At 67.0% G+C, this 22,925-nt stretch carries 22 protein-coding genes; 12 read left to right on the top strand and 10 right to left on the bottom strand.

Annotation, left to right across the window (positions count from 1 at the left end):
- The first annotated feature begins 33 nt into the window (after positions 1–33).
- Both ACFRAU_RS04540 and ACFRAU_RS04535 read left to right on the top strand, forming a co-directional pair.
- Positions 34–357 carry a hypothetical protein gene (locus ACFRAU_RS04540; RefSeq protein ID WP_377998989.1) on the top strand — a complete coding sequence of 108 codons (324 nt, stop codon included), beginning with the start codon at positions 34–36 and terminating at the stop codon, positions 355–357.
- Positions 358–519: 162 nt separating this feature from the next.
- Positions 520–2,379: a hypothetical protein gene (locus ACFRAU_RS04535; RefSeq protein WP_377998988.1), complete on the top strand. Its 1,860-nt coding sequence runs from the start codon at positions 520–522 to the stop codon at positions 2,377–2,379.
- 158 nt (positions 2,380–2,537) lie between these two features.
- On the opposite strand, the gene ACFRAU_RS04530 is transcribed toward ACFRAU_RS04535, so the two are convergent.
- Both ACFRAU_RS04530 and ACFRAU_RS04525 read right to left on the bottom strand, forming a co-directional pair.
- Entirely contained in the window at positions 2,538–3,197 is a 660-nt protein-coding gene (locus tag ACFRAU_RS04530; protein ID WP_377998987.1) for a response regulator, read from the bottom strand.
- Positions 3,194–4,471 carry a sensor histidine kinase gene (locus ACFRAU_RS04525; RefSeq protein WP_377998986.1) on the bottom strand — a complete coding sequence of 426 codons (1,278 nt, stop codon included), beginning with the start codon at positions 4,469–4,471 and terminating at the stop codon, positions 3,194–3,196. Before ACFRAU_RS04525 ends, ACFRAU_RS04530 begins: the two co-directional genes overlap by 4 nt.
- Before the next feature lie 178 nt (positions 4,472–4,649).
- On the opposite strand from ACFRAU_RS04525, the gene ACFRAU_RS04520 reads away from it, so the two are divergent.
- Entirely contained in the window at positions 4,650–5,771 is a 1,122-nt protein-coding gene (locus tag ACFRAU_RS04520; protein ID WP_377994932.1) for an ABC transporter permease, read from the top strand.
- A gap of 43 nt (positions 5,772–5,814) precedes the next feature.
- Positions 5,815–6,555, top strand: coding sequence for an ABC transporter ATP-binding protein (locus ACFRAU_RS04515; RefSeq protein WP_377998985.1), 741 nt, complete (start codon positions 5,815–5,817; stop codon positions 6,553–6,555).
- Between the two features lie 36 nt (positions 6,556–6,591).
- On the opposite strand, the gene ACFRAU_RS04510 is transcribed toward ACFRAU_RS04515, so the two are convergent.
- A complete protein-coding gene (locus ACFRAU_RS04510; protein ID WP_377994934.1) occupies positions 6,592–7,470 on the bottom strand; it encodes a MurR/RpiR family transcriptional regulator in 879 nt (292 codons plus the stop codon).
- A 108-nt stretch (positions 7,471–7,578) separates the two neighbouring features.
- Here ACFRAU_RS04510 and ACFRAU_RS04505 point away from each other — a divergent pair, with 108 nt between their 5' ends.
- From ACFRAU_RS04505 to ACFRAU_RS04495, 3 genes are read left to right on the top strand one after another with little or no spacing between them, the layout of a single operon-like run.
- On the top strand, positions 7,579–8,973 hold the full coding sequence (locus ACFRAU_RS04505; protein ID WP_377998984.1) for an MFS transporter: 1,395 nt from the start codon (positions 7,579–7,581) through the stop codon (positions 8,971–8,973).
- Positions 8,970–9,467 carry a GAF domain-containing protein gene (locus ACFRAU_RS04500; RefSeq protein ID WP_377998983.1) on the top strand — a complete coding sequence of 166 codons (498 nt, stop codon included), beginning with the start codon at positions 8,970–8,972 and terminating at the stop codon, positions 9,465–9,467. The genes ACFRAU_RS04505 and ACFRAU_RS04500 overlap by 4 nt, the downstream gene beginning before the upstream one ends.
- Complete coding sequence (locus tag ACFRAU_RS04495) at positions 9,468–10,733, top strand: amidohydrolase family protein (protein ID WP_377998982.1); 1,266 nt, start codon at positions 9,468–9,470, stop codon at positions 10,731–10,733. It abuts the gene before it with no gap.
- Positions 10,734–10,837: 104 nt separating this feature from the next.
- Here the strand turns inward: ACFRAU_RS04495 and ACFRAU_RS04490 are convergent, their stop codons facing one another.
- The 3 genes from ACFRAU_RS04490 to ACFRAU_RS04480 all read right to left on the bottom strand — a co-directional run bounded on the left by ACFRAU_RS04490 (position 10,838) and on the right by ACFRAU_RS04480 (position 14,693).
- Complete coding sequence (locus ACFRAU_RS04490; protein WP_377998981.1) at positions 10,838–11,575, bottom strand: excalibur calcium-binding domain-containing protein; 738 nt, start codon at positions 11,573–11,575, stop codon at positions 10,838–10,840.
- A 45-nt stretch (positions 11,576–11,620) separates the two neighbouring features.
- Positions 11,621–13,006 (bottom strand): DUF1524 domain-containing protein, encoded by a 1,386-nt coding sequence (locus tag ACFRAU_RS04485; protein WP_377998980.1) that lies wholly within the window; start codon positions 13,004–13,006, stop codon positions 11,621–11,623.
- A gap of 280 nt (positions 13,007–13,286) precedes the next feature.
- On the bottom strand, positions 13,287–14,693 hold the full coding sequence (locus tag ACFRAU_RS04480; RefSeq protein WP_377998979.1) for an MFS transporter: 1,407 nt from the start codon (positions 14,691–14,693) through the stop codon (positions 13,287–13,289).
- 77 nt (positions 14,694–14,770) lie between these two features.
- Here ACFRAU_RS04480 and ACFRAU_RS04475 point away from each other — a divergent pair, with 77 nt between their 5' ends.
- Positions 14,771–15,442 (top strand): hypothetical protein, encoded by a 672-nt coding sequence (locus tag ACFRAU_RS04475; RefSeq protein WP_377998978.1) that lies wholly within the window; start codon positions 14,771–14,773, stop codon positions 15,440–15,442.
- 138 nt (positions 15,443–15,580) lie between these two features.
- Positions 15,581–16,147 carry a hypothetical protein gene (locus tag ACFRAU_RS04470; protein ID WP_377998977.1) on the top strand — a complete coding sequence of 189 codons (567 nt, stop codon included), beginning with the start codon at positions 15,581–15,583 and terminating at the stop codon, positions 16,145–16,147.
- 6 nt (positions 16,148–16,153) lie between these two features.
- On the opposite strand, the gene ACFRAU_RS04465 is transcribed toward ACFRAU_RS04470, so the two are convergent.
- Genes ACFRAU_RS04465 through ACFRAU_RS04455 form a run of 3 tightly spaced genes read right to left on the bottom strand, consistent with a single transcriptional unit; the run spans position 16,154 to position 19,210 of the window.
- Entirely contained in the window at positions 16,154–16,936 is a 783-nt protein-coding gene (locus ACFRAU_RS04465) for a carbon-nitrogen hydrolase family protein (RefSeq protein ID WP_377998976.1), read from the bottom strand.
- 32 nt (positions 16,937–16,968) lie between these two features.
- Positions 16,969–18,321 carry an APC family permease gene (locus tag ACFRAU_RS04460; RefSeq protein ID WP_377998975.1) on the bottom strand — a complete coding sequence of 451 codons (1,353 nt, stop codon included), beginning with the start codon at positions 18,319–18,321 and terminating at the stop codon, positions 16,969–16,971.
- 10 nt (positions 18,322–18,331) lie between these two features.
- A complete protein-coding gene (locus tag ACFRAU_RS04455; protein ID WP_377998974.1) occupies positions 18,332–19,210 on the bottom strand; it encodes a carbon-nitrogen hydrolase family protein in 879 nt (292 codons plus the stop codon).
- Positions 19,211–19,306: 96 nt separating this feature from the next.
- Between ACFRAU_RS04455 and ACFRAU_RS04450 the strand changes: the two genes are divergently transcribed.
- On the top strand, positions 19,307–20,080 hold the full coding sequence (locus tag ACFRAU_RS04450) for a FadR/GntR family transcriptional regulator (RefSeq protein WP_377998973.1): 774 nt from the start codon (positions 19,307–19,309) through the stop codon (positions 20,078–20,080).
- Here the strand turns inward: ACFRAU_RS04450 and ACFRAU_RS04445 are convergent, their stop codons facing one another.
- The gene (locus ACFRAU_RS04445) at positions 20,081–20,821 is read right to left on the bottom strand and encodes a TetR/AcrR family transcriptional regulator (RefSeq protein ID WP_377998972.1); all 741 of its coding nucleotides are present in this window, start codon (positions 20,819–20,821) and stop codon (positions 20,081–20,083) included.
- A 111-nt stretch (positions 20,822–20,932) separates the two neighbouring features.
- Here ACFRAU_RS04445 and ACFRAU_RS04440 point away from each other — a divergent pair, with 111 nt between their 5' ends.
- Both ACFRAU_RS04440 and ACFRAU_RS04435 read left to right on the top strand, forming a co-directional pair.
- The gene (locus ACFRAU_RS04440) at positions 20,933–21,994 is read left to right on the top strand and encodes an NAD(P)-dependent alcohol dehydrogenase (RefSeq protein WP_377998971.1); all 1,062 of its coding nucleotides are present in this window, start codon (positions 20,933–20,935) and stop codon (positions 21,992–21,994) included.
- Between the two features lie 9 nt (positions 21,995–22,003).
- Positions 22,004–22,711 (top strand): DUF2306 domain-containing protein, encoded by a 708-nt coding sequence (locus ACFRAU_RS04435; protein ID WP_377998970.1) that lies wholly within the window; start codon positions 22,004–22,006, stop codon positions 22,709–22,711.
- Positions 22,712–22,925 lie beyond the last annotated feature (214 nt).

Raw genomic sequence — 22,925 nt, 5'->3', positions numbered from 1 at the left:
ACCGGCCTCCCCGCTGCGCGGGATAATGGAAGCATGACCGATCGGGATCACGACAAGGATCTGTGGCAGGAGTTCGACAGGCTCCCGCCCGCAGGGCCTGACCGCGTCCAGGGATTGCCTGGCGGACTGCCGCAGGGTTTTGGGTTCCGCACCGGCGTGCGCAGTGCAAAGGTGGCCCTCGGATTCGCTGTGTATGCCCTGGCCCTTGGAACCGTGCTGGTCCTCACCGGCGTTGTCGTATTCATCACCCAGGGGCACTGGCTGATGCTCGGGCTGATGGTGCTGATCGAGGTGGTCTTCATCCTTGCGTTCAGCCGGCTGGTGCGGCTGGCCCGCATCCGGCGCTCCGCCCAGTAGCGGAGTCCCCTACCCGGCACGGGAGCAACGGCCGGTTGGCGGTACGGCCGGCAACGCCTTGGCTGAGAACAGGCTTTTTGGCGAACCGTGCCCGCGTCGGATATCCTCAGCGAAAAATCGTGCGGTCACAGCTTGGCCCACACCGAGCTGGGGGAACAGCACGTGACCACAACTTCATCGGGCCTGCCGTGTGCAGGCCGCCGGGCAGTGTCCGCTCTCTGCGTACTCTTGGGCCTGCTGTCCTTTTCCGCGCCCGTCCCAGTGGCGGTGGCCGACGAAGCGGCCAGCCCCGTCATTGAAGCGCCTGCCCCTGCTCCGGCGGTCAGCCTGGAGGGCAGCCCGACTGTCGGGTCCGGGCTTCGGGCCGTGTTTTCGGGCCCCCAGCCAGCCGGCACCCTGAGCTACCAGTTCCTGCGTGACGGCGAAGCCCAGATACCGGCAAACCCGTGGCCGTACTACGCGCCCCAGGACGCGGACTTCGGCAAGCGCATGTCCGTCCGGGTCACCGCCACGAGTCCCGACGCTGAGCCCATAGTCCTGACGTCCGAGGAGACGGAACCTGTCCTCGGCTACCTCTCGGCGACATTGGCCACCGACGCTATGCCTGTCCTGGGCACCGAACTCGGCGTGAAGGTTTGGACGTCCACCCGGCCTGTCCTCAGCCAGGCCGACGTCACCATCGCCACGGCGTGGTTCCGGAACGGGACACCTATCCCCGACGCCCCGGCCCGCTACACCGTGGCCGAGGCTGACATGGGCGCCCAGATCACGGCGGAGACGACCCTCTCCGCACCCGGGTACCGGACCTCGACTGTGGCCACAAGCTTCGGCACGGCATACCGGGGACTGATCCAGCCGGCGTCGGCCCCCGTCATCACGGTGGGCACCAGCACCGCAGCGCCCTACGCCGCATATCCCGGGCAGGTACTGAAGGCCTCTGCTCCGGCGGTGACCAAAAGCGCTTCAACCCCGTTTGCACCCGCACCAGGATCAGTCACGTACACCTACCAGTGGCGGCTTCAGAGCCCCCGCGGCGGCGTCAGCATGATCCCGGGAGCCACCGCATCCACGTACACCGTCCGCACCGAGGACGTTGGCAGACCCATCAGCGTCTACGCCCATCCCGTCTCCGCCAACTTCATCGGCTCAGGAATGGATAGCGGCAGTCTTCAGGTCTATGGCAAGTTCGCCGCCATGAGCGCGCCCACCATCAAGGGCACTGCCCTGGCTGGCCAGCTGCTCACCGCTGTCCCCGGACCGGTCCCGACTCCGGCTCCCGATGCGGTGAGCTATTACTGGTACCGCGACGGCGGCGAGATCAGCGGCCCCAGCACGGACCCCACCTACCGGCTCACCACTGTTGACGCCGGCCACAAGATCACCGCCCGGATCCAGTACGAGAAGGCCAACTACGACGGCGGTCTGAGCCCCGCGTCCGCGGCGGTGGCCCCGCCGGGCTACTTCTACCTCGGCGCCACTCCCCTGATCATCGGCACGGCAGCGACCGGCTACACCGTGAGCGCCCGGACCAGCCCCACCACGCCCACAGCCACTTCCGTCACCTACCAGTGGTACCGCGACGGCAAGCCGATCGCCGGGGCCACCCGAACGTCCTACCGGCTCACCGCAGCAGACCAGTGGCACCAGATCACCTACAGGATGACGTTCAAGCGCGCAGGCTTCGTCAATGCCACCCAGACGTCCCGCGCCATCCGGCCGCTGGCAGTGTTCACCAGGCTCCCCACGCCGGTGGTTCAGGGCGTCATCGTCCGCGGAGCGTTTACTCCCGGACAAATCCTGAGGGCTTCCACGGCCCTGCCCTCCCCGGTCCCGACGTCGGTCAGTTGGCAGTGGCAGCGTGAGGGCCGCCCCATCGCAGGAGCGACCTCCTCGAGCTACCGGCTGACCGCAAACGACCGGGACAAGTTCATCCGCGTCGTGGTCACCTTCAAGAAGCCCAACTACCTCAACACCGCGCGCGCCTCGGCCTCCCGGTGGGTGATCGGACCAAGCACTGTCTGATGACGGGTGACGGCGTGGGGGCCGCAATCCCCACGCGGCTGCTGTCCCTAGGGCAGGGACTCTCGGCATCACAACGCGGTAAATACGGGGCCTTCCGATAGGTGCCGCTCCGGCCCGGAATCTGAGCGGGTCCGACCCCGCGTTCCGGGGCTAACCGGTCACCGCGGCCCCAGCCCCCGGATGATCCGCCGTTCAGTGGCCACGGCGATGGCCGCCGTGCGGTTGTCCACGCCGAGCTTCTCGTAGATGTGCACCAGGTGGGTCTTCACCGTGGCCTCGGAAATGAACATTTCCTTGGCGATGGCGCGGTTGGACAAGCCAGTGGCCAGCCGCTCCAGCAGCTGGACCTCCCGCGGTGTGAGCGCGGGGGCAGGGCTGCTGATCCGTCCCATGAGCAGCGCGGCCACCCTCGGGGCGAGCGCCGTCTGCCCGGCCGCGGCGGCAAGCACCGCCTGCCGGATCTGCTCCGGCGGCGCGTCCTTAAGCATGTAGCCGCTGGCGTCGGCTTCGACGGCCGCGAGGATGTCGGCGTCGGTGTCGTAGGTGGTCAGGATGAGCACCGGCGGCGCGTTGTCCAGCAGCCGGATCCTTGACGTCGCCGTCACGCCGTCCATGCCGGCGCCCATTTGCAGGTCCATCAGCACCACGTCCACCCGCCCGCCCAGGGCGCTCAGCCGGGCCAGCTCCTGCAGCGCCGCCTCCCCGTGCGCCGCTTCGGCTGCCACGGAGATCCCGTCGAACTCGGTGAGCATCGCCCGCAGGCCTGCGCGGACCACGGGGTGGTCGTCCACCAGCAGCACCTGGATGTCCTCTGTCACGCCTGGTTCTCCGAACCGTCGAGCGGCAGCCGGACCGCCACCACCGTGCCCTCACCGGCCGCGGACTCCAGGTCCAGTGAGCCGCCCAGCACGGCCACGCGATCCTGCAGCGAGCGCAGCCCGAACCCGCGTCCGTCGGGCCGCGCGGCCACGGGCGGCTGGGCCCCGACGGGATCCAGACCGGCCGGGTCAAAGCCAACGCCGTCGTCGAAAATGTCCAGCGTCACCTCGTTGCCCAGGAATGCCAGGGTCACCACGGCCGTTCCTGCGCCGGCGTGCTCCCGCACGTTGGCCAGGCTCGCCTGCGCGGCCCGCAGCAGCGCCACCGTGTACGGCTGCGGCAGCTCAGCCGGCCCGCCCTCCACCTCCAGCCGGCACCGCAACCCGGAACCCCGGGCGGCGGCGAGCGCCCCGGTTTCGTCGCAGAGCCGGCGCAGCGCGTCCACCAGCGACGATTCCTGCAGCTGCGGCGAGGCCAGGCCGCGAACGAAATGCCGCGCCTCGGCCAGGTTTTCCGCGGCGGTCTGCTGCACCAGCGCCAGCCGCTCCCCTGCGGTGGCCGAATCTCCATCGCGCAGTGACTTCTCCGCAGCCCGGGCCACCAGCAGGATGCTGGACAGCCCCTGGGCGAGGGTGTCATGGATCTCCCGGGCGAGCCGTTCCCGCTCGGCCAGCACACCGGCGTCGTGCTGGGTCCTCGCCAGGTCCGCGCGGGTACGGCGCAGCTCATCGGCCGCGCGGCGCTGGTTCTCCGCATCCCGGTACAGCGCCCGGTACGCCAGGCCCGTCACCACCGAGAAGGCCGCGCCCACCACCGGCCCCAGCACCAAGGCGACATGCGGAACGGCCTGCCCGCTGGCCGCCCACTGCGAGGCGATCACCGCCGCCGTCAGCAGTGCGATGTTCACCAGGGCCACGGGCCGCGGCAGGACGTGCAGGTGCAGGAAGAACAGCGGGAACGCCAGCCAGGAGAAGTCCGCGCTGCCGGCCAGCAGCATCACCCACAGCACCGTGACGGTTCCCAGCCACAGCACCGCGTACCGCCGCGGGTCGAAGCCGGACGTGCCCGCGGCGAAGCGCTTCTCCACCAGCGTGCCGGCCAGGTAAACACCCGCCAGCACCGCCGCGAGCGCCGCCCAGCCGTAGCGGCTGCCATTGACACCGCCGCCCGCCAGCAGCCCCAGGGTGGCCACCCCGAGCAGGACGGCGAAGCCGACATGGAGGGTGACCCTGAGGAAAAGCAGGATCGCGGTCCCGGACGGCGGAGCAGACATTGTTTCAGCATATGCCGTGGATTTCCGGGCCGGATCAACCGATCGGTTGACTCCGGAATCAACCGCCCGTCCCGCGCGAATCATCCTTCTCCCCCATGTTGGCGGCAGGCCCACACCGGAGAGTGGATGCAGCGGCCATTCCACACGGCTGCCTCCGCCAACCGAAAGAAGTGTTCCTGTGTTTCTTGCCCTCCGCGACATCCGCTTTGCCAAGGGCCGCTTCGCCCTGATGGGCGGCGTTGTCGCCCTGATTACGCTGCTCCTGGTCATGCTTTCCGGGCTGACCGCCGGCCTCGGCGACCAGTCGACGTCGGCCATTGCCAAACTGGGCACCGGCACCGGCGGATCCCGGCCGGTGGACACCATCGTCTTCGGCGCCCCCGGCGCCGGCGAGCCCAAGGCGTCCTACACCGAGAGTGCGGTGACCGCCGGGCAGCTCGACGCGTGGAAGCGCGTCCCCGGCGTGGACGCCGCCGGGGCGGTCGGAATCAGCCAGGCCCGCCTGCAGGCCGGCGGTTCCGGCTCCGCTCCCGGCGGCACCGCGAACGTTGCGGTGTTCGGCGTGGCGGCCGACGGCGGGCTGGCGCCGGCCGCCGCCGCGCCCGGCACCGTGGTGATCGGCAGCACCGTGGCCAGGGACCTCTCGCTCACCGTTGGCGACACGGCCAGCGTCGGCGGCACCGACCTGACCGTCAGCGCCGTGGTGGAGGACCAGTGGTACTCCCACACCAGCGTGGTGTGGACCGCCCTTCCCGACTGGTCCCGGCTGGCCCACATCACCGACCCGCGGCAGCTGGGCACCGTCCTCGCCGTCACTTACCGGGACGGCACCCGCGTGGACGAGTCCGCGGGCAACACCGCCGCCCGCACCGTTACCGCGTCCCGCACCGGATCCTTCCAGGCCCTGGCTTCGTTCAAGAGCGAGAACGGCTCACTGCTGCTGATGCAGGCCTTCCTCTACGGCATCTCCGCGCTGGTCATCGTGGCCTTCCTCACCGTGTGGACCGTGCAGCGCACCCGCGACGTCGCGGTGCTGAAGGCCCTGGGCGGCTCCGGCTCCTACGTCCTGCGCGACGCCCTCACGCAGGCGGCGATCGTCCTGCTGGCCGGGGCCGGCACCGGCGGCGCACTCGGCATCCTGGGCGGTTCCTCCGCCGCCAAGGCCGCGCCGTTCCTGCTGACGCCCGCCACCACGCTGCTCCCGGTGCTCGGGATCATCGCCCTGGGCCTGGCCGGCGCCGCGCTGGCCGTCCGGCGCGTCACCAGGGTGGACGCGCTGATCGCCCTCGGCGGCAACTAACACCTCCCGCCCATCCCCAGCACTCGACAAAGGAAACCACAGCATGACCTTCACGTCCCCCGCCTCCCCGGCCCCCGCCGTCGTACCTTCCCCCTCCGATCCCCTCCCCCTGAATCTGGCCAATGTCACGCTCGAGTACCCCGACGGCAGCGGCACCATCAAAGCCCTCGACGGCGTCAGCCTGGCGGTGCGGGCCGGGCAGATGGTCTCGCTCGTGGGGCCGTCGGGTTCCGGCAAGTCGAGCCTGCTGGCCGTTGCCGCCACGCTGACCCGCCCCACGGCCGGCCTGGTGGCCATCGGCGGCACCGACGTTGCCGGGATGCCGGACAGGGAGCTCACCGCGCTGCGCCGCGACAGGGTGGGCATCATCTTCCAGCAGCCCAACCTGCTCGCGTCCCTGACTGCCGCCGAACAGCTCATCATCGGCGACCATCTGCGCCGGAAGCCGCTCAGGGCCGCCCGCCGGAAGGCCGCGGACCTGCTGGACCTGGTCGGGCTCGGCCCGGACGCGGACAAGCGCCCGCACCAGCTGTCCGGCGGCCAGCGCCAGCGGGTGAACATTGCGAGGGCCCTGATGGGCAATCCCGGCGTGCTGCTGGTGGATGAGCCGACGGCGGCCCTGGACCACGAGCGCAGCGCATCGGTCGTCCGGCTGCTGCGCAGGGTCACGGACGAATTCCGGGTGGCGACGGTGATGGTCACCCACGACACCGAGTTCGTGCCGCTCACCGACGCGGTGGCCACGATGCGGGACGGCAGGCTCAGTGCGCCGGTGCCGGCGTGACAGTGTTCCCGTTCCCTACGCCGTCTTCCCCTGCAATCAGGAGCTTGAGCGGGGGTGCATGATCCGCATCTGGTCCCAGGTCCGTTCGGACGCGGCGATGTTCCTGTTTGAGCGCTCACGGTCCAGGGAGGCGAGTTCCACCGCGATGGCCTGCACCGCAGCGACGGCGCCCGTCAGCGATGGGAAGAAGCCGGCGCCTTCGGTGGGGACTACCATCCGCTGCTCGGCGTGCTCGGCGACGGGCGAGCCGGCGCTGTCAGTGATAGAGGCGATCGTGGCGCCGGCGTTATGGGCGATCTCCATGGCGCGCACGGTGCTGTCGTAAACCCTCCACAGACTGATCGCGATCACGAGGTCCTCGGAGCTGACCCGCGCGAGGGTGTTCGTCAGTGCTGCCACGTCAGCGTCGAGCAGCCGGACGTTGTAGCCGGCGATGACCGCGTTGTGCTCCAAAGCCTTGCCCGGGATCGCGTAGCTTCCGGCGGCGACAATCAGGGTCTGCCGCGCCCCCGCGATCGCTTCTGCGATGGACCGGACAGTTCCCGGATCGAGAGTGCGCTCCAGGTGAGCCAGGTTGGCCCGGTCGGTGGACACGGCGGCCTGGGCAGGGCTGCTGATGTGGCCATTGTGTTCGGCCGCAACTTCCAGGGCGCTCAGCGACGCCAGGAACCTCGAGCGGAGCTCGAACTGGAAGTCGGCCCAGCCCTTGAATTCGAGTGCCTGCGCTGTTCTGGTCACGGTGGAGGCGTTCGACGCCGCCGCTGCCGCGATGTCGCTGACTGAGCCGTAGGAGGCGAGGCGTGGCTGTGACCGGAGGATGCCGATGACCTGCATCTGCCGCGCAGCCAATTTCCGTCCCTGAACGCGGCTGTCCAGCCACTCGGTGACCGAAGAGGAGTTAATTTCTTGATTCACCTATTGACCTACCTCACACTCTGGCCTTAACTTCGATACATCGCATCTGCACAGACTTGTGCATATTCCTCAAAATGTACAACTTGGCCCACTTTGGCAGGAATCACCATGTCTCTCACCGCACGCTTGGATCGTCTGGCTCTCAGTCGTCCACACTACAAGCTTCTCCTCATCGGAGGCCTCGGGTACTCCTTTGACGGCATGGACGGGGCCGTGGTCGCCTTCCTGCTCCCGCGCATCCAGGAACTGTGGGGCCTCAGCAACGCAAGCCTGGGCTTGGTCGGCTCCGCCGCGCCGCTTGGCTTCTTCTTCGGCGCCATCCTCTCCGGATGGATGGGCGACCGGTTCGGCCGCAAGAAGGTGATGCTCTGGGCGCTTGCCTTCTACTGCCTGATGTCCGTGGTTGCCGCCATGGCCCCCAACTTCGAGGTCTTCCTGATTGCACGGATCTTTGCGGGCCTGGGTGCCGGCGCCGAAAGCGTCATCATCGCGCCGTTCCTGTCCGAGTTCATTCCGCCGAAGCGTCGCGGCTGGTTCATCGGAACGCTGGCAGGTTTCTTCTCCTTCGGCTTCGTTGGGGCGGCCCTGATTGGCCGCTTTGTAGTCCCCATGGGCGAGGACGGCTGGCGCTGGGCCCAGGTGATGACGGCCATCCCGATCCTCCTCCTGCTGTGGTGGCGCCGAAGCCTGCCTGAATCGCCCCGCTTCCTCATCAGCCGTGGCCGCATGGCTGAAGCAACAGAGGTGGTTGAGCGTTTTGAGCAGAGCGTCGTGAAGGCAACCGGCAGGCAACTCACACCGCTGACTCCGGGAAGCGAAGAGATCACCAAGCACGGGCAAAAGATCAGCATCTGGAACGCACTCAAGTTCATGTGGTCCAGGGCAATGCGCCGGCGGACCGCTGTCATCTGGCTGATCTGGTTCGTGATCACGTTCTCGTACTACGGCTTCTTCTCGTGGATCCCCACCCTGCTGGTGGGCCGCGGCATCACCGTCACCAAGAGCTTCGAGTACTCAATCATCATTTACCTCGCCCAGATTCCCGGGTATTTCTCCGCGGCATGGCTGTGTGACCGGATTGACCGCAAGAACACCATCGCCCTTTACCTGGCCGGATCGGCGCTCAGCGCGTTCTGGCTGAGCCAGTCCAACGACTCGGGGATGATCCTGGTGGCCGCGGCAACCTTGTCCTTCTTCCTGAACGGCACCTACGCCGGGGTCTACGCCTACACGCCGGAACTGTTCCCCACCTGGATGCGCGCCACCGGCGTCGGACTGGCCAGTGCCGTGGGCCGCATCGGCAGCATCCTGGCACCGTCCATCATCGGCATCTTCTCGGTGGCCCTGGGCTTCGGCGGAGTATTCGTGATGACAACGGTGGTGCTGACCATCGGCGTCCTTGGCGTGGTCATCTTCGGCGCCTCCACCGCGGGCAAATCCCTGGAGGACATCAATGCCCGGGCCGAGCATGATCCGGCACCCGCAGCGACAGGACGGCGATGAGCGCAATGACGGACTCCAGGAAAGCAGACACAGTGTTCCAGCAGACCTTCGATGCAATGCGGAAGGACCCCGGCGTCATCCTTTTCACGGCCCTCCAGTGGATCCCGGAGCGGTCCAGCCTTCGGCGGCTCTTCACCAGCCACCCGGCCGACTACCCGGTGGGCGGGGAGAAAACCGTGGAAATCTCGCCGGGCTGGTTGGGAACGGTTATCCAGGACAAGGAGCCGTTCCTGGCCGCTGACCTGAACGCCCTGCGTGAAGTCTTCGCCGATTCCGAACTCATCCAGCGGCTCGGCTGCGGCGCGGTCATCAACGCTCCTGTCCTCGACGAGGACCGCAACGTGGTGGGCGTCCTTGCCATGCTGGACGCCGAAGGCCGCTACACGCAGCAGAGCGTGGAAACCGCCGTCGCCGTCGTCACCCGGAACCTGACCGGCCTCACCGAAGCCTTTGCAGCCCATCCCACCGAAGTCCACGGGAAGGACACCATCTAAATGAGCCCCACCCCGAACACCCTGAGTCCCACCGAAGAAGCGGCCGGCAGCGCCGGGCTGGTGATCCGCAACGCCAGCGTATTGGATGTCGAGGCAGGCACCTACTCCGTTGCCGACGTCGTCAGCGTTGACGGAAAAATAAGCCGCATCGATCCTGACGCCGAAGCGCCCTCGGGAGCCCGCGTGCTGGACGGCACCGGAAAGTTCGTCATTCCCGGGCTTATCGACTGCCACGTCCACGTGGTCGCCTCCAGTGCGGATTTCCGCTCGCTAACATGGACACCGGCGTCGTACGTGTACGCGCAGACGGCCCGGATCATGGGCCAGATGCTGCGCCGCGGTTTCACCACCGTCCGGGACCTCTCCGGGGCCGACTTCGGCCTGGCGATGGCGCAGCAGGAAGGCCTGCTGGAAGGCCCCAAGATCCACTTTTGCGGACACGCACTGAGCCAGACCGGCGGCCACGGCGACATGCGCCTCCCCGGCGAAGACCATGAGCCCAACGGCCGCGGGTGCTGCGGCATCGGCCGCGTGGCCGACGGCGTGGACGCCGTCCGGGCGGCGGCGAGGGATGAACTGCGCAAGGGCGCCCACCACATCAAGATCATGGCCTCCGGCGGAGTTTCGTCACCCACGGACCGCATCGACTCCACCCAGTACTCGATGGAGGAGATGCGGGCGGCGGTGGAGGAGGCCGAGGCCGCCAACCGCTACGTCGCTGCCCACGCCTACACCGCGCGTGCCATCAACCGGGCCCTCGAGGCCGGCGTCCGTTCAATCGAGCACGGCAACCTGCTCGACGACGAGAGCCTCCGTCTGTTCCTCGAAAAGGACGCCTTCCTGGTCCCCACCCTGGTCACCTATTGGGCGCTCAAGGAGGAAGGCAGGAGCTTCGGCCTCACGGAAGAAATGTGGGGCAAGGTGGATTCAGTGCTCAGCAGCGGCCTCGAAGCCATCGCCCGTGCGCACGAAGCCGGCGTCAAGATGGCTTTCGGATCCGATCTCCTCGGCGGCATGCACCGCCACCAGAACGAACAGTTCCGGCTTCTGGGGAAGGTCCAGCCGGCTATCGACGCCATCCGCTCGGCAACCACGACGGCGGCCCGGCTGCTGAGGCGCGAAGGCCAGATCGGCGTCGTCGCACCCGGCGCGGACGCCGACATGCTGGTGCTCTCCGCTGACCCGCTTGCCGATATCGCGGTGCTGGCCGACATTGCCGACCACTTGGACGTCCTGGTCCAGAACGGGCGGGTGGTCAGCCACTAACGGGACGCGGTGGGCCGCCCCGCCGTTGGGTCGCACGGGGGCAACGAGAAAGCCGTGGATACCTTCGACAACGAGGGTATCCACGGCTTTGACGTCAGCGACGGCTACTCGCAGGCCACGCCGTCGTGATCGCGGTCCAGTCCTGCACGGTAGCCCGCTGACCCGGAGTACAGCGGGGCGGCACCTGCTGCCCGGGCGGCAGCGCAATTGGCGTAGTAAGCGGCGGCAGGAGCCGCAGGCGCCTGCTGTACGGCCGCCTGCTGTGCGGCCAGCGCATCTGCTGCGGCCTTGTCCGCCGCAGCTTTGTCCGCCGCAGCTTTGTCCGCCGCGGCCTTATCGGCGGCAGCCTTCTTGGCTGCAGCTGCTTTATCGGCGGCAGCCTTCTTGGCTGCAGCTGCTTTGTCCGCGGCGGCCTTCTTTTCTGCTGCCGCCTTGACAGCCGCAGCCTTGACGGCCGCAGCTTTGTCCGCCGCGGCCTTGTCGGCTGCCGCCTTTTCCGCCGCCAGCTTTTCCAGGGACTTGACGCCGAGGTGAACGATGGAGCCCTTTGCCACCTGTGCACCTTCCCCGGCGTCCTGGGACATCACCTGCCAGTTCTTCTTCAGGACGATCGTTTTGCCGTCAACGATGTCCACGGAGTCGACCTCGAACCCGAGATTTTCCAATTGATCCGTGGCCTCGTCCAGGGTCAGGCTCACCACGCCTGGAACAGTGACCGTCTCTGGAGTGGCCGTGGCCGTTTCTATCGGCTGCGGTGCCACCTGGCTGGCCGCCTGTTTGCCGCCACCGCACCCAGTCAGCATGAGGCCAGCCAGCACAAGTAGTGTCAATGTCTTTTTCATTTTTCCCCCTTGGAAAGTTTGAAACTGTGGAGTGATGGAATGGGTCTAGCGTTCGCAGGCCACGCCGTCGGAGTCGCGGTCCAGAGCCGGCCGGTAACCCGGTGACCCCGCGTACAGCGGCGCGGCTCCTGCGGCCCTCGCCTCCGAGCAGTTGGCGTAGTAGGCAGCTGCCGGTGCCGGCATAGCGGGAACCGGTGCCGGCACCACAGGTGCGGGAGCAACAGGAGCCGGGGCCGGCGCAGCGGCAGCCGGAGCGGGCGCTGCCGGGGCAGGCGCGGCCACCACGGGTGCAGGTTGGGCGGCGGCAGGTGCCGGTGCCGCGACGACTGGCGCCTTCGCATTTGTTGGCGCCAGCTGCCCCGAGCAGTTGGCGAGGATCCGCGCCATCGCGTCGTGTTCCGCCTGGGTGACCCACAGGCTGTAGGTCGCCTTCACCGAGATCTGCCGGGCAACGTATTCGCACCGAAAGCCCTTGTTCGGCGGCAGCCAGGTGGCGGCGTCGCCGTCGCCCTTTTGCATGTTGGTGGGGCCGTCCGTCGACTGGAGGTTCAGTGGGTCGTTGGCGAACGCAGTCCGCTGTTCCGCGGTCAGCTGCTGTGCGCCCTTCTGCCAGGCGTCGCTGAGGGCAACAACGTGGTCGATCTGCACGGCGCTGCTGGTGGCGCTCCCCCGCAGGAAGCTGATGGAGGTGCCGGTGTACGGGTCCGCCAGTGTCCCGGAGCGCACCTTACAGGGCACGCTGTTGGTGTAGCTGATGCCCGTCAGGTCGCGCTTGAGCATGTCATTGCGTGTGTCGCAGCCGTTGCGGTCAACGTCGGCCCACGCCTGCCCGAACAGGCCCCGGTCATAACCCGTCTTCGGCGCCCGACCCTTGACGGGAAGGTTGGCCAGCAGGTCGATGGCCTTGGTGGCGTAGGCAGGCTGCGACTTCGGCGCCGCCACGCTGGTGCCCTGCGCCACGACGTAGGGGCTGTCAGGATCCAGCGGTGCGCCCGTCGCCTGCACAGTTAGAGCGGACGACGGCGCCGGTGCCGCTTTGGCAGTTACGCTCGCTTCGGCGGACGCTGGCGAGGCAGCGGTCCCCGAGGGGGCGGCCTGAGGCGTCCCGGTGGTTGTCCGCGGCAACGCGACGGCACCGCCGATAAAGAGGGCAAAGGAGACGGCAAGGGCGATGGCCCCCGCCTTCCGCTTGGCCGGGAGCCACGCCCATGAACGGCGGCCGGTCACCAGGACATAGAGGCCGGTAAGGCAGGCCGTGATGGCCAGGAAGACCAGTGCGCCGCCGAGGCCGCCGCTGAACGCCCCCATGATCACGAATAGTGCAGTGATGCCCCCGACAATGAAGGTGGAAACGCGTGGCTTTTTGGGCGGTCGCGGGCCCGGTGCCGCACCGCTTGGCCCTGGCCGGAAAAGAGTCTCATAGCTCGACATTGGTATCCCCATTAAGAAAGGCCCGGCATATAGCCGGGCCTTTTGTCTAAAGCCGAAATGTTGCTAATGAAAAGCCTATTTCTCGGCATCGCGGAAAAACGAAAACTGCGTCGATCTTGGGACAACGCTGATCCGGTCTTGAGCCAATCTTGAGGGTGCGCGTCGCAATGGGTCTTCAGTGCTTAACGCTTGGAGCAGGAAGCGCCGACGTCCCGGCCCAATAGCGGCACCAGCGCCTCAGTCCAGCTCCGCACCCACGGCGATTGCCGCCGTCGTTCCCCTACGCCGCCTTCCGCTCCCGCCACAGCAGCGACACCACGAACGTCACGGCGCTCAGGGCCAGCATCACCAGCACCACGCGGCCCCAGTTCTGCTGGTTCACGCCGGTGCCGTAGAAGATGCCGATCATCACGGTGGCGCTGATGGCGCCGACATACCGGCAGGTCTGGAAGATCCCGGCAGCCACTCCCCTGTCCTCCGCCGCGGCGGAGACGTACAGGCCCTGGTTGGAGGCGATGCTGACCGACCCGTACGGGATGCCCATCAGGGCGGTCAGCAGCAGCACCAGCGGTGGGACGAACGACAGGGTCAGGAGCCAGAGTGACGCTGCCGCAATGGCAAGAAGTACGACGCCGGCGATCAGCACCCGCCGGACGCCGAACCGGTCGATCCCGCGGACGGCAAGCGGGGTGACGACGACGGACATTGCCGCCAGCGGCAGCATCAGCAGACCCACCACCCCGGGGTTGTAGCCGGCGGCCTCCTGCAGCAGCTGCGGCAGGCCGAAGAATGCGAAGTAGTAGACGCCGCTGAACACCGTGAAGCCCAGGTACACCAGCAGCAGCGGCCGGTTCCTGCCGAGCAGCCGCAGGTCCAGGAACGGCCGGTCGAAGCGCAGCTCGCGCCAGGCGAACAGCACTGCCAGGACCATGGCGCCGCCAAGCAGCCACCAGCGGTAGCCGGGCAGCGCATTCAGCAGTCCCATGAGCAGCAGCACCATGCCGCCAGTGAAGGCGAGGATGCCGGGGATGTCGGAGTCGCGGAGCAGGGTGGCGATGCTGCCCTGCTCCTTGTGCTCGTCCCATGGGGCGGCCTTCCGGACGATGAGCAGGGCGGCCAGCGCCAGGGGCACGTTGATCAGGAACAGCGCCTGCCAGCCGACCAGGCTCACGAGCAGCCCGCCGACCACCGGGCCCACCGCCGCCCCGGAGGTGGTGGCCATCTGGATGCGCCCGAGCGGCCTGGTGGAGGTCGTGTCGGCCAGCCGTGCCAGGGTGCCGACCATGACGAGGGCGCTCGGGTACGCCGTCGCCGTCCCAAGGGCCATGAGCGCCCGGGCGATGCAGACGAACACAAAATTGGGTGAGAACGGCGCCAACGCGCAGGACACGACCACCAGTGCCATACCCAGCATGAAGAGTTTCCGCGGCCCAAAGCGGTCGGCGAGGCGCCCCATCAGCGGCTGGCCGGCGGCCGAGGTGATGTAGAAGGCCGTGATCACCCAGGTAACCGTGGCGACATCGAGACGGAAGTCTTCGCGCAGCACAACCAGAGCGACCGCAATCATCGAGGAGTTCAGCGGGTTCAGCGCCGTACCCAGGCTGAGGCCGGCGACGGCGAGGCCGGTGCGCTGGTTGGTTTGCTGGCCGGTGCGGGGAGAGTTGCTCACGGCAACAGTCTTCCGCATCGTTCGGTTGCTCGCCGAACTCTAGGTCTGCCGCGCCGTGCACACCTGCGAACGCAGTTGATGTTCATAATGACCAGGTGATCAAATTTATCAGGGTCCTCCACGGCATTCTATTTGTAGCCGGTTACCTCGCCATCGCTGTGCTCGCCTCCGTTATCAGCTACTACGGCAAGCCCGAATTGGGGCTGGGCATTATCCTGAGCGCCACGCTGATGTGGGTAACGCTGGGTGTTACCTCGGCCGTCGTGAATCACCGACACAAGAGGGCGCTTCATTCAGCAAAGGCCGTCGACGCTGCCGCTGCTTCCGGTCGCATGAAAACTTATAGTGCTCATGCCTCCGAAACGTTTGAGCACGATGCCCATACCGTCTGGTCACTAATCCGGCCGGCCGAGAGCGCGGTGCTGCTGTCCGATGCGCAAAAGGCATTCACGGTTCCGGGCACGCCCCTCGGCGTTGGGGAACAACAGTGCTTCATTCGGCGGGACGGTTCGGTGTCCATCATGGAAGTCATCGGTGAGGAGAGCCCATGGTGGTCAACTACCCGATCGATCACGCCGGGTGAGACGAATAGCCGTTCCACCTACCGGATCGAACCGACAGCCTCCGGCTGCACTCTGACTGTAAGCGCCGTTGTCGAGCTCCCGATAAACGCAGAAATTGCAGGTGGTGCCGACGAATGGTGGCAGTCGCAAATAGGGCCATATCTGAAACGGGTCAAGGAAGTCTTGTCCGCCCGCGAAAGCTGAAGGATAAGGAGCCTGATCCCCTTACCGTCACGGCTCTACGAGACCGATGAGTTCGACATGGTGCTCCGTCAGTAACGGTCATGAGGCCGTGGTTATATGGACCCGGTCTTTATCGCGTCACGAAAGGGCAGCCCTGCCATGGAAGTACTGAGTCAGCTCAGCGTCGACACATTCAAAACCCTTGTTTGGGTCGCGGCCGCTGTCATTGGCGGATTGTTTGTCATTGGTCGCCCCACAATCTCTGGGCTACACATTGCTTCGAGGACGGTTAGTGCGATCTTGGCCGCGGCAGTCTCATTCGTTGCCCTTAATCTGGCAGTGGTGTTCTATATTCTGGCGCACCTCACCGACCCGCGCTGGTCGATCGGGAAAGATCCGAAAATCGACAGTCCGAAACTGTCTGCTGGACCATTTTTTGAGCCGATCACCAACACCTTGAATGACGTCCTTGGTACCGTGACTGGAAGTCTGAATAATGCAATTTCGATCAAGAATGCGCTGTTCACCATCCCTGACTTCATTGTGTTGGCAGGCTGGGGGCTGCAGCTACTCTTGCCGCTGGTGATTGCCCTTCACTTCATTGGACGGGCGATCAAAAGGAGGCAGGCTCGGCAGATCGCCCGCAACACCCAAGACCTGGCTGACATACGCTCTCAGCTGGGCCTTTCACCTTTCGATGAGAAAAAATTTGCTGCTCTGAGGTGAGGCTCCCTACCCCAGCCGCCGCTGCCGGAACATAGGAAACTGTTCCCGCACCCGCGCCACGGTGGACAGCGAAACCTCCACCGCCCGTACCCCCGGCTCCAGCCCAAGATCCGCCTCCAGGTACCCCATCGGATCCATCAGCAGGCTTCGTCCCACCGAAACCGGCGGGGCCTGGCACACGCCGGCCACGTACACGCTGTTCTCGATCGCCCGCGCAGCATTCAAAGAAAGCCACTGCTCCGTCTTGTGCGTGCCCGGCACCCACGACGAGCAGACCAGCAGCACCTGGGCACCGGCGTCGGCCAGCGACCTGGCCAGCTCCGGGAACCGCAGGTCGTAGCAGGTCATCAGGCCGAACACCGCTCCCCCGGCCTCGAACACCACGGGCTGGGTGGACGGGCCCGGCTTAATGTACGTCGACTCCCCGAAGCCCTGTGCGTCGAACAGGTGGATCTTCCGGTACACGGCCAGCCGCTCACCGGAAGGGCTAAACGCCACCAGCGTGTTGTACGCCCGCCCCTCCTCGTCGGACCTTTCCACCACGCCAGCCACCAGCGTGATGCCGTGGCGGGCCGCGGTGGCCGCAAGTTCCCGGCAAATGGGCCCGTCCAGCGGCTCGGCCATAGCCGGGAACGAGGCGTCCACGATCTTCTTCTCGTACGTGGCGTACTCCGGGAAGGCCACCAGCGTGGCGCCGTCGGCGGCGGCCGCTGCGGCGGACCGGTCGATCGCGGCCAGGTTCTCCCCGATGTCTGTTCCGGACTCCAGCTGCCCGAGCGCTATTCTCACCTCAGTTTCCTCCCGTGAGCTCCCAGAAAACCCTAGGCGGCGGCCTCCACGTTCGCCTTCTCCGTCGTCGTCATTTCCGGCGGCGCGGCCCGGAAGCCGCGCGTTATCAGCGCCAGGACCACGATGCCCAGCGCCAGCCAGGACAGTCCCAGCGTAATAGCGTTGCTGTCCAGCTGGGAAAGCAGGTAGGCACAGACGATGGCGCCCACCGCCGGGACCGCCACGTAGGAGACGGCGTTCAGCTGCTCCCCGGCACGGCGGCGGCGCACGTAGTGGAACACCACGGACACGTTGACCAGCGTGAAGGCGGTGAAGGCGCCGAAATTGATGAACGACGTCGAGGTGGCCACATCCAGGAAGATCGCAATCAGGCCGACGATGCCGGTGACCACCAGGTTCACCACGGGCGTGTGGTACTTCGCGTTGAGCCGGCCGAAGACCGCCTTCGGCAGCACCGAGTCGCGGCCCATGGCGTAGATCAGGCGCGAGGCGCTGGCCTGCGCGGCGAGGCCGGAGGCAAACTGCGCCACCACCAGGCCCGCGAGGAACACCGCGCCGAACACCTGCCCGCCGATCTGCAGCGCAATGGCGCTGGCCGCGGAGGCCGAGTCCTCGAACACGCCGCCCGGGTGCACCAGCTGCGTGACGTAGGAGACGGCCACGAAGATGCCGCCGCCGATCAGCGCGATGAGCATGATGGCGCGGGGCACGTTCCGGCGCGGGTCCACGGTTTCCTCGGTGAGGGTGGTGACGGCGTCGAACCCCAGGAACGAATACGCCGCGATGGCCGCGCCGGCAGAGATGGTGGCGAAGCTGGACGTGCCGTTGACGAACGGCTCCGTGCTCACCAGGCCGCCCCCGCCGGAGGCGGACACCACGCTGCCGACGGCCAGCGCCACGAAGATCACGATCACCAGCAGCTGGAACGCCATCAGCAGGTAGTTCGCCTTGTCCGCCACCTTGATGCCCAGGATGTTCAGCACCGTCGTGACAAGAATGAAGCCCACGATCCACAGCCACATCGGCACGCCCGGGAACTGCGCGCTCAGGTAGGAGGCGCCGATCAGCCAGATCACCATGGGCAGGAAGAGGTAGTCCAGCAGGATCGCCCAGCCCACCAGGAAGCCCACCCGGGGATCGATGGACCGGCGCACGTACGTGTAGGCAGAACCGGCCACCGGGTACGCCACCGCCATCCGGCCGTAGCTGTGGGCCGTGAACAGCATGGCCACCATCGCCACGAGGTAGGCCGACGGCGCCGCCCCGCCCGTGGTCTCGGCGATGAGGCCGAAGATGGCCAGGACAATCAGCGGGGTCAGGTACGCCAGGCCGAACAGCACCAGCGAGGGCAGCTTCAGCGTGCGGGTCAGGGTTGGTGTGGTCACGTGGTTTTCCTTAGGCGTTGAAGGACGGGGGCGTCCAGGTCGCCGGATTGATCCGGCCCTGGTAGACGGGCAGTTCGACGGCGGCCTCGCCGTCCCGGAACTGGGACCAGGGACGGTTGAGGTTCTCCGTCCCGTGCGTGCGGACGTGTTCGACGGCGGCCAGGTCCAGGTCCGCTGTGAGCAGCACCGGGGCGTCGCCGTCGGCTTCCGTGATGGTGTTGCCCTCGGGATCGACGATGATGCTGTGGCCCTTGCCGGTGGGGCCGGCGCAGTTGACGCTGACCACGAACACCTGGTTCACGATGGCGTTCGCCTTGGCCAGCACCAGCTCCTGCCGGCGGTCCGGCGTGGTGGTCTTGACGACGTTGAGGATCACCTCGGCGCCCATCCAGGCGAGCTGGCGGGACACCTCCGGGTACCAGGCGTCGTAGCAGATGTTCAGGCCCACCCGGCCGACGCCCGGCAGGTCCACGGTGGTGAACCGGTCGCCGGGGTCGTACGGCTCGAACGGGCGCCAGGGGAAGATCTTCCGGTAGTAGCCGGCCAGCTCGCCCTCCGGGGACAGCACCAGCTGCGTGTTGAACAGCTGGCCTTCGGGGCCGCGCTCGCAGACGCTGCCCGGCACCAGCCAGATACCCAGGTCCGCGGCGAGCTCTTTCAGTTCCTTGGTTCTTGGTCCGTCGAGCGGCTCGGCCGCGTCCTGCAGTGCTTCGGTGCGCTGCCGGTCCGGGTTTCCGTCGCCGAAGAGGTGGAGCTCCGGGAACACCACGAGTTTGCTGTCCGGTTTGGTTTCCAGGGCAGCTGTGATCTCGTCCGCGAAGGCCGAAACGGGGTCGCCGATGAGCCGTGGCGCGGCCTGGGCAGCGATGAGGGGAAGGATGCGTTGCATGGGTTTGTCTCCGCGTTGGGGTGTGATCTGCACTATATTAGATCAGAATGATCGAATTATGGGAAGGGGCCGCGGGTGGGCCGTAGAGTAGCGGGTATGACCCGTCAGTTGGAGGACACCTCCTCCCCCGCCGGCGCTTCCCCCATCGGCGCCGGAGCCCTGGCCGGAATCGACCGCCGCAGCGCCATCGACGCCGTCCGGCTGCGCATCGGCATGGCCATTTCGCTGGGGCTGCTGAAGCCCGGCGAGCGCCTCCCCGACCAGGAGGACGTGGCGCTGGGCCTGTCCGTCAGCCCGATCACGGCCCGCCGCGCGCTGGCGAGCCTTGCCGATCAGGGCGTGGTGGTGCGCCGCCGCGGCCGGGCCGGCGGAACGTTCGTGGCGGACGAGCCACCGCGTTCCGTGCTCGCGGAACTCACCGCGTCACCGGCAGAGTCCCAGGCCGTGAACCGACTGGTGGACCGGCGGCTGCTGTTCGAGTGCGCGGTAACCCACTACGCGGCAGTTAATGCCACCGCCGACCAGCTGGACGAACTCGAGCGGCTGACCCGGGACATGGCCGTATCCACGGACTGGTCGGCCTATCACCAGGCGGACGAGCAGTTCCACCAACTGGTGGGCACGGCGTCATGCTTGGGGACCGCCGTCGGGGTTTATCACGAGACGCTGGCCGAGCTCTACGCCTACTTCATCCCCTACCCCATCGAGCTGCTGCACAAGTCAAACTGTGACCATGTGGAGCTGGTGGCGGCGCTGCGGGCGCACGACGTTCCGGCCGCCGTCGAAATTTCACGCAAGCACGTTGACATCCTGCACCGCACCATGTTCATGGGACTGGCCGACGGCGGATCGGGACCTACGCCCGCATGATCAGCTTCCCTTAACCTGGGCCTTTTTGGCCTGCCGTGACGTCCATCCCTGCCGGTGGAGCCGCTCGAAGCCGTCCAGGAGCAGGTCGAGCGCAAACTCAAACTCGAACTGGTCGTCGCAGCCATGCCCCACCACGGAGCCTCCGTCATGGCTCGCGGCGGTGGCCACCTGAAGGATGTTCGGGTAGCGTGCCGCCATCTCCTCGAAGACTGCGGCCTGCGCCTCGGGTGACAGCTCAATGGATTCTCCCCTGCCCGGGCCGGCAGAATCGTCGAACAACTCCTGCGTGAATCCCCAGATGCGGCTGCCCATGGCGTGCATGACGTGATGGGTGAGGTCCACTGAGAAGCCGCCGGCCAGGAACATGGCGATGAAGGAATCCATGTACCCGAGGACGGCGGGGGTCTGGGTGGTTCGCGATTCCAGGACCTGCCGGGCCCACCTGTGCCGCTGGAGCACGGCCCTGGCCGAAAGCACCCTCAGCCTGACGGCGTTCTTCCAGTCCGCGCCGCCCGCCGCCGGGTCGATCTCGGAGATGATCGCTTCGACCATGCCGTCGAGGAGCTCCTCCTTGTTGGCCACATGCTTGTAGAGCGCCATCGGCACGACGCCCAGCTCCTGTCCGAGCCTGCGCATGCTGAGCTCGTCGATGCCGGCCTCATCCGCCAGCGAAACGGCGGCCTGCAGCACACGGTCCCGGTTCAGCCGCACCCGCCGCTGCCCGTCAATCTGCTGGGTCACGAACCCTCCTTTCGCTGATTCAAATTTACGCCATTGACAGGTGTACTGCGTACACCTTAACCTCCTTCCATGAGGTGTACGCCGTACACCAATGGGTACGAGGAGCTTCCCATGAAGGCAAAGCAAGCAGGCGCGGAGATCGACCCGCGTCCCACTGACTCGGGCAGCAGCGGCCACCCGGGCAGGACGATGAAGGCGGCTTCCTACCGCCGGTTCGGCGCACCCGAGGTGGTCCGAATCGAGGACATCGCCAAGCCGGCACCGCGTCCGGACGAGGTCCTCATCAAAGTCCACGCCAGCACGGTCAGCGCCGCCGACCACCGCGCCCGCAGCCGCTCCGTCCCCGCGGGCCTGAAAATCCTGACAGCCCTTGGACTCGGCATCTTCCGGCCACGGAACCGGGTTCTGGGGATGGACGTCGCCGGCGTGGTCGAGGCCACGGGCTCCGCCGTGACCAAGTTCCGGATCGGTGACGAGGTGGTCGCCATGCTCGGCGCCAGGTTCGGCGGCCATGCCGAATACGTGACGGTTCCACAGGACGCAGCCATCACGGCCAAACCACGCACCATGGGTTTCGAGGAAGCCGTCACGATCGTTTTCGGCGGCCTCACCGCCCGCGGCTTCCTGGCCCGCGCCGACGTCAAGCCGGGCGACACCGTCCTCATCAACGGCGCCTCCGGCGCGGTGGGCACAGCCGCGCTACAGCTCGCCAAGAACCTGGGTGCCCATGTCACCGCCGTCTGCAGCAACGGAAGCCGGGACCCGGTGGCCTCGCTGGGCGCCGACCGGGTGATCGACTACACCGCTGAGGACTTCGCCGCCGGGGACCGCACCTACGACGTGATCATGGACTGCGTCGGCAACGCCCCCTTCAGCCGGGTCGCCAGCAGCCTGAACCCGGGCGGGAAACTGCTTCTCGTCGTCGCCGATCTGAAGGGGATACTGCGGGCGTCTGCCAACAGCCGCAGAAGCGGAAAACTGGTCACGGCCGGGGACCTGAAGCTCGGGTACACCGCCGAGGACCTCGCATGGCTCGTCCGCCTCGCGGACGCGGGCCGGTACAGGGCCGTCATTGACCGGGCCTATCCCCTTTCCGAGATCGTCCAGGCGCACCGCTTTGTCGATGCCGGACGCAAAAAGGGAAACGTCGTCGTCCGCATCGCCGGCGAATAGGAGGTTCCCGTGAACACCATCGGAAATACCACCGCCCAAACCCCGGGTCACACCGGCAACCGCCGGCCCCTCACCCGACAACGACGGCGATACGGCTGGCTGGTGCCAGCCGGCCTGATCTTCCTCACCCTCATCCCCGTGCTCGCCGGAGCGGCACGCCTCACCGAACTGACCGGCGGTGCCGCCATCACCCCGAGGAACGAGAGGTTCTTCGCCTCGCCCATCCCGGTGGTCACGCACATCGTCAGCGTCACCGTCTACTCCCTCCTGGGAGCCTTCCAGTTCAGCCCTTCCCTTCACCGGGGCAGGCGCAGCTGGCACCGGGCAGCGGGACGCATCCTGATGCCCGCCGGTTTCCTGGTGGCACTCTCCGGACTGTGGATGGCCCTCTTCTACAAACTTCCACCCAGCGACGGGCTCCTGTTGCTCATCCTCCGGCTGGTCTTCGGCAGCGCAATGCTGGTGAGCCTGGTCCTCGGAGTCCTTGCCATCACGCGCCGGGACTTCGCCAGGCACGGCGCCTGGATGACCCGCGCCTACGCCATCGGAGTCGCGGCCGGAACACAGGGCATCATCCTCATCATCCCGGAACTCCTGACCGGGCCGCCCGACGTGACAACCCGGGCCGTCCTCATGGGGGCAGCCTGGATGATCAACCTGGCGGTGGCCGAATACGTCATCCGCCGCCGCTCCCGGTCCCGGTCCGCATCAGGCTAGTCCCCATCCCGGGACACTGTTGCAGTCCCCTGCGTCGGAGTAGGATCCGGGCACCATCACGACGTGCAAAGGGTCGGGCACTGCAATGAAGCGATCTGCGAAGCACTGGACAATATTGGTGGCGGCCAGCCTTCTGGCCCTTTGCGGGAGCGGGATTGCCAACTCCGCCGAACCTCTACCGGACCCCACTGGCAGAACGAGCCAAAGCGTTGCT

Source organism: Arthrobacter sp. NPDC056691, from assembly GCF_042791415.1.
GTDB lineage: Bacteria > Actinomycetota > Actinomycetes > Actinomycetales > Micrococcaceae > Arthrobacter.
Note: the sequence above shows the minus strand (reverse complement) of the source record. Positions and strands in the feature narration are given on the sequence as shown.